Raw genomic sequence first — 6,113 nt, 5'->3', positions numbered from 1 at the left:
GCTTCGTTGAGATGCCGTCAAGCCGCCCATGAAGCGGATTTCAATGTTAAAATCAGATTCGGGCGCTGGCTCAGGTGTCTTCACCGTCAAATCCATTGACCAATATCTCAACAAACCGCCGTCATGTTGAGCGCTATCGTTTATTTCCAGGGTCCACGTACCATCAGCAATTGTATCATAAAAGTCTGACAAGTTCCCTTCCGGCTGGAAAGATCCGGTGAATGGCGCAGATGTTTCGATAATGGAAGTGTCCGCTTCATCATCAAAGGTGGTGCCGTGAAAATCGTCGGCATCACCGCCTTTTTTCTCAACCAAACTAACGCGATGATTATCGGGACCAATCAAGGTGATCGTGAGATCGTTAACCCACGTGTGTTCGATGTCCACCGTCACATTCAGATCGTCCACTACCATGCCGCCCATTCCCGATACGTGGATGCTTGAAGTAACCGTGCTCGGCGGACCCGGATCGATGATAACGGGGGTATCGTTTCGATAGGCGTTTTCACTGGTCTCTAAGGCCAGCGACCATTGGTTCAAAGAACCGCCATCCTGATGAGCGCTATCTTCAACGCGCAATCGCCACCGGCCATTGGGATCCGAATCATTGAATACGCCAAGGCTTTCTTCGGGCATGAACGTTCCACTAAAAGGCGGTGCACCCGAGCTGATGGGCATCAGCCCGGCATCGTCGAATGTGGTTTGTCCAAAATCATCGCCGTTACCGCCCTTGCCGCCCACCAGCAAGACCGTCCGACCACCGGGGCCCTCTATCGAAATTGTCAGATCAGCGGTCCATGAATGGCTGATATCGATGGTGAGGTTGACATCCGTGACCGTTCCGGAAGATCCGACTACATCGATGTCCGAACTAATTACGTTGGGTTCGCCGGAATCGATGACGATGGATTGGTTGTTTTCGAATTCGTATCGCATTGTTTTCTCCTTCCTTTATTAAAATATGTCGGTGGATCTTTTTAGAGAGAAACGAAACTGACAGGCTTCTTGCAGATAAATAAGCAGTCGCGTGAGGAACAGCAGATAAAACCGATTTCAGGAATGTATTTCGGTCAGTGGCAGCAGTTTTGATTAAAAAAAGCATAATTGAGTTTGATCGGACAGTCAAGCCCGGAAGGAAGGCTGGCAGAACAGGCAGGGCATATTGACGATTCTATCGGAATTACATATGATGACTGTGGCTTGTAAATGCATTTAGCACCCCTTTCTGTGGGGCGACAGCGTTCCTGTCCCATGGTTTTTCCTGAGCATCGAAAGCAGACTGCCATGACAACCGCCGACGGCTGGCCCGTTCTGATCATCGACGATGAAAAAGATATCCGCGAGGTCACCGCCCTGACCCTCTTGGATGCCGGATACCGGGTCGACACCGCGGCCGACGGCGCCGAAGGGCTGGCCCACTGCGAACAGTTCGCCCCCCGCATCGTCATCACCGACATCCGCATGCCCGGCATGGATGGCATCCAGGTGCTGGAAACCATCAAGCAGCGATTTCCAGACACCGAGGTCATCGTCGCCACGGCTTTCGGCGAGATGGAGACCGCCATCCGTGCCCTGCAGCTGGACGCCTCGGATTTCATCACCAAGCCCATTCACACCGAGGCCATGATGGTGGCCCTTGAGCGTGCCCGTCACCGCTATGCCACCCGCCAGCAGCTCAAGGACTACACCCGGCATCTGGAAAAGGGACTCACCCGCACCACACGGCAGTTGGAGGAAACCGTCGCCTTTCAGGATCGGCTCATCCAAAGCTCCATGGACGGTATCTGCGGCTGTGACGACACTGGCAAGGTGGTCACCTTCAACCGCAGCATGGAGCAGATGCTGGGGTTCGATCGCGCCAAAGTGCTGCACCGGGCCACCCTGGAACATTTTTTCAGCCAGGCGGAATACCGCCGCTTCCAGGAGGATCTGGCCGCATCCGGACACGGCGGCCCCAATCGGCTGATGGTCTATGAAACCTGCCTGCTGGATCACCGTCAACAACCGGTGCCGGTGCAGCTGTCGGCAACCGTGCTGATGGAAGGCGACCACGCCGCCGGTCTGGTCTGCTTTTTCCGCGACCTGCGGCGCATCCATCGCCTGGAACAGGAGATGTCCGATCAGGCCCACATGCTGCACCAGGACAAAATGATGTCCCTGGGCCGGCTGGCCGCCAGCGTGGCCCATGAGATCAACAACCCGCTTGCCGGTATTCTCAACTACATCCGACTGATGCTGCGTACCGTGAAAAAAGGCCCCCTGCCCCCGGACAAACATGCACAGTTCGCCCGCTACCTGGCGATGGTGGAAACCGAGACCGACCGCTGCTCTAAAATCGTATCCAGTCTGCTCACTTTTTCGCGCCGGTCGCCGGTAACCGTCGAGCCGGTGTCGATCAATGAGATATTGGATCGCAGCATCGTGCTGGCCCGGCACCGCCTCGAACTGGGCAACGTCTCTCTGGCCACCCGCATTGCGGACCATCTGCCCGACATCAGCGGTGACGCCAACCAGCTCCAGCAATGCCTGCTCAACCTTATTTTCAATGCCGTGGATGCCATGCCCGACGGCGGCACATTGACGCTCAGCGCCGCATCGGAACCCAACCCCAATACGGTGGCCATCCGGGTGACCGACACCGGCCACGGCATCCGCGAAGAAGATATGGGGCACCTCTTCGAACCGTTTTACACGACCAAGCAGGAGGGCCACGGCATCGGCCTGGGGCTGTCTACCACCTACGGCATCATCGACCGGCACGGCGGCAGCCTGACGGCTGCCAGCCAACCGGGTCGGGAAACCACCTTCGAAATCAGACTGCCCGTCCAGGCGTCCATTTCAACTTCTCCCGGAGGTGTGGCATGACGACGGCCATGTCGCCACCCCATCACCGCCTGGGCATCCGTTGCGACCACTGGCTGGACGTCATGGACGAGTTGAACATCGGCGCATTCGTGGCCGACGGCAGCAGACGGATCACGGCCATCAATCTCAGCGCCCAGGCCCTCTTGGGATTACGCGAGCTGGAGGTGGTCGACCGGGACTGCCGTGAAGTGTTCACCGGGGTTCCCTGCACGGTGGAATGCGTAATGCACCATCCGGACACCGCAGGGGACCGGGACCCGGACATGGAGGTCACCGATGAGGAGAACCAGCGCCATCTGATCACGCGCATGGCCACCCCCATTTACAATCGCCGGGGCGAGATTGCCGGGTGCATGACCATCCTGCAGGACCACTCCCCTATCACCCAGCTCATCGACAGGCTGCACTACGAGGAGAGAAGTCTTAAAATTATTCTGGACAATCTGGATGTGGGCATCTTCACCGTGAACCGGGGCGGGCTGATCAATTTTTTCAACCGGGCGGCGGAAACCATCTCCGGCTACGACCGGCACCAGGTCCTGGGCCAGTCCTGCGCCATGATCTTCTCCGGTGAGCGTTCGCCGGACGTCTGCCTCCTCAAGGCGTCGATTGCATCGGGGGAGACCCGCAGCAGCAAACAGGGACAAATGACCGACAGGGACGGCATCACCATTCCCATCCGCGCCAACTACATGGCCCTGAGAAATGAGAAGAACGTCATCGTGGGCGGCCTGGCCACCTTTCACGACATGACCCTGGCTCATCAGTTAAACCGGGCCATCAGTAACCGCTATACATTCCACGACATGATCGGCAAAGACCCGTCCATGCGCAAGATTTTCGAGATGGTGGCGGTGGTGGCCCCCAGCCAGGCCACCGTATTGGTCGAAGGGGCCACGGGTACCGGCAAGGATCTGCTGGCCAAGGTGATCCATTCGGCCAGCCCGCGGGCAGCCAAGCCGATGGTGAAGGTCAACTGTGCCGCCATACCGGAAAACCTCATCGAGTCGGAAATCTTCGGCTACGTCAAAGGCGCATTTACCGGGGCGGACCGGGACAAACCAGGACGGTTCTCCGAAGCCGAGGGCGGTACTATCTTCCTGGACGAAATTGGCGATCTACCGCTCTCCCTACAGGCCAAGCTGCTGCGGGTGCTCTAGGACAGGGAGTTCTATCCGTTGGGCTCCCGCCGTACCCGCAAGGTAGACGTGCGCATCATCTCAGCCACCAACCGGCAGCTCAACGACCTGGTGAACCGGGGGCTGTTTCGTGAGGACCTGTTCTACCGGCTCAACGTCATGCGCATTGAACTGCCCCCGCTGAGGCAACGAAGAGGGGACCTGCCCCTGCTTATCCGCCACATCGCCCGCGGCCTGTGTGCCGCCCGGGCGGTGGCCCCGCCGGTCATATCCAAAACGGCTATGCAGATCTTGCTCAACTATAACTATCCGGGCAATGTCAGAGAACTGGAGAATATCCTTGAGCATGCCCTGATCATCTGCCGAGAAGCCATGATCCAGCCGGAGCACCTGCCGGATTATGTCAGGCAGGATCAACAATCCTGTGCCACGACCGACCCTGCCGCCACCTTGGCAGGATCGAACAACCGTGAGCCCCAGCGAATACTGGCGGCTTTGAAGAAAACCGGCGGCCATCGCGGCAAAGCCGCCCGGGAGCTAAAAATGGAACGCACCACCCTGTGGCGTAAAATGAAAAAATACGGCATCGGCAACCAATGACGGAAACCGTCAGAGGAAAACATGAAAAATTTACTCATTCTCCTATTGATCCTCGTTGCGGGTTTTCTCCCCATCGCCTCCGCCGCCGCCACGGCCCCTAAACCGATAAAAATCGCCGTTAAGGAATTTCCTCCCCTTGTTTTCAAGGATTTCAAGGGCTTTTGCATCGATGTCGCCGACATCATCTGTAAAAAAAACAATTTGAGCCCCGAGTTCGTGATGTTCACCAGTGTCCCGGATCTGCTGGGGGCTGTGGAGTCGGGGGTTTGCGATATGGGGTTTGCCGGCATCACCATTACACCTGAGCGGGAAAGAAGGGTGGATTTTTCCCAGCCGTTTTTTGAATCCGGCCTGATGATCGCGGTCAGAAATGAAACCCTCAGCCAAATTACATCCATCGGGAACGCCGTGTTCAGGGTCATCGGGTTTTCCATTGTATTGTTTTTTGTGGGCTTGACCGCCGTGGCCCACCTGGTCTGGTGGATCGAAAGGGATGACGAAGACCCCCTGGGGTTTCCCTCTGCCTATGCCAAAGGGATTATGGACGCATACTGGTGGGCCGTGGTGACCATGTCTACCGTGGGATATGGAGACAAACGTCCTAAAAAGATCGGTGGGCGGTTCATCGCCGCCATCTGGATGTTTATCGGCATTATCTGGTTTGCCGGTCTGACGGCCACACTTTCGTCTGCGTTGACGGTGGATCGCATCGAGCACGGCGAGATTGCCGATCTGCCCGACCTGTACGGCAAGAAAGTAGCGGTCATCGAGGATACCACCAGTGAAGATTTCTTGCGCTATCACAACGTGAAGATCGTGTTGACCGGTTCGTTCGACGAGCTGCTCGCCAACCTGAAAGCGGGCCGAGCGGATGCGATCGTGTACGATGCCCCCCCCTTGATGTACGCAGCCAAGCTGGATTCGACCATAAAGGTCGTCGGAAACATGTTTGCCGATCAACGCTACGGGATTGTTTTCCCCAACACAGGAGGAGAAGAGTTAAAGGAACTGTTTGATATCGGGATCATGATGAGCCGCAAAAACGGCGAGTATCAGAAAATTTATGGCAAATGGTTTTGACATAAGCGACTGGCCTGATGTAGGCTCAACAAATAAACTGTTTGAAATATTTAGAAAATTTTGATAGACGTCCAAATACGTGCGCGCTGCCGAGTTCAGCGTCTGGTTTATCAATAGGGAAGCCTGTGATTGGGATAGATTTATCGCTATGAAAGATCGGACGGGTTGGAACCATAGACGATTCACGCTTGTTTTATCAATTTTCATCACCTTTCTTTTAATTTTACCAACTTCGTCAACCGCTTTTTCCCGAACCGAGCGCGATACGTTTCAGCGCTCCATCGTCGATTCCCGTCGGCAGTTGAATCCCAGGTTAAAAAAAGTAAAACGCAAAAAAACGAACTACATTATTGTCCACACATCGGAACTCGGACTTAAAACGACCCTGAGAGTGGTTTCTAAAGGAAAACATTTCCGCAACGGTCGACG

Annotated in this window: 4 protein-coding genes and 2 pseudogenes; 5 read left to right on the top strand and 1 reads right to left on the bottom strand. The window is 55.8% G+C overall.

The annotated features are described in order from the left end of the window. A partial coding sequence (locus QNK41_RS10150) for a proprotein convertase P-domain-containing protein (RefSeq protein WP_319256345.1) occupies positions 1-936 on the bottom strand: 936 nt, incomplete at its 3' end. 348 nt (positions 937-1,284) lie between these two features. Between QNK41_RS10150 and QNK41_RS10145 the strand changes: the two genes are divergently transcribed. The 5 genes and pseudogenes from QNK41_RS10145 to QNK41_RS10125 form a co-directional block, all read left to right on the top strand. Further along, entirely contained in the window at positions 1,285-2,865 is a 1,581-nt protein-coding gene (locus QNK41_RS10145; RefSeq protein ID WP_319256343.1) for a response regulator, read from the top strand. Further along, positions 2,862-4,163 (top strand): annotated as a pseudogene (locus tag QNK41_RS10140) (sigma 54-interacting transcriptional regulator); the annotation flags it as partial. The gene QNK41_RS10145 and the pseudogene QNK41_RS10140, both read left to right, overlap by 4 nt. After that, entirely contained in the window at positions 4,164-4,604 is a 441-nt protein-coding gene (locus tag QNK41_RS10135) for a helix-turn-helix domain-containing protein (RefSeq protein ID WP_319256347.1), read from the top strand. It begins immediately after the preceding pseudogene. 21 nt (positions 4,605-4,625) lie between these two features. Beyond that, complete coding sequence (locus QNK41_RS10130) at positions 4,626-5,684, top strand: transporter substrate-binding domain-containing protein (protein WP_319256341.1); 1,059 nt, start codon at positions 4,626-4,628, stop codon at positions 5,682-5,684. Between the two features lie 79 nt (positions 5,685-5,763). Continuing rightward, positions 5,764-6,113: pseudogene (locus QNK41_RS10125) on the top strand (hypothetical protein); the annotation flags it as partial.

Source organism: Desulfosarcina sp. (assembly GCF_033791525.1).
Classification (GTDB): Bacteria; Desulfobacterota; Desulfobacteria; order Desulfobacterales; family Desulfosarcinaceae; genus Desulfosarcina.
Note: the sequence above shows the minus strand (reverse complement) of the source record. Positions and strands in the feature narration are given on the sequence as shown.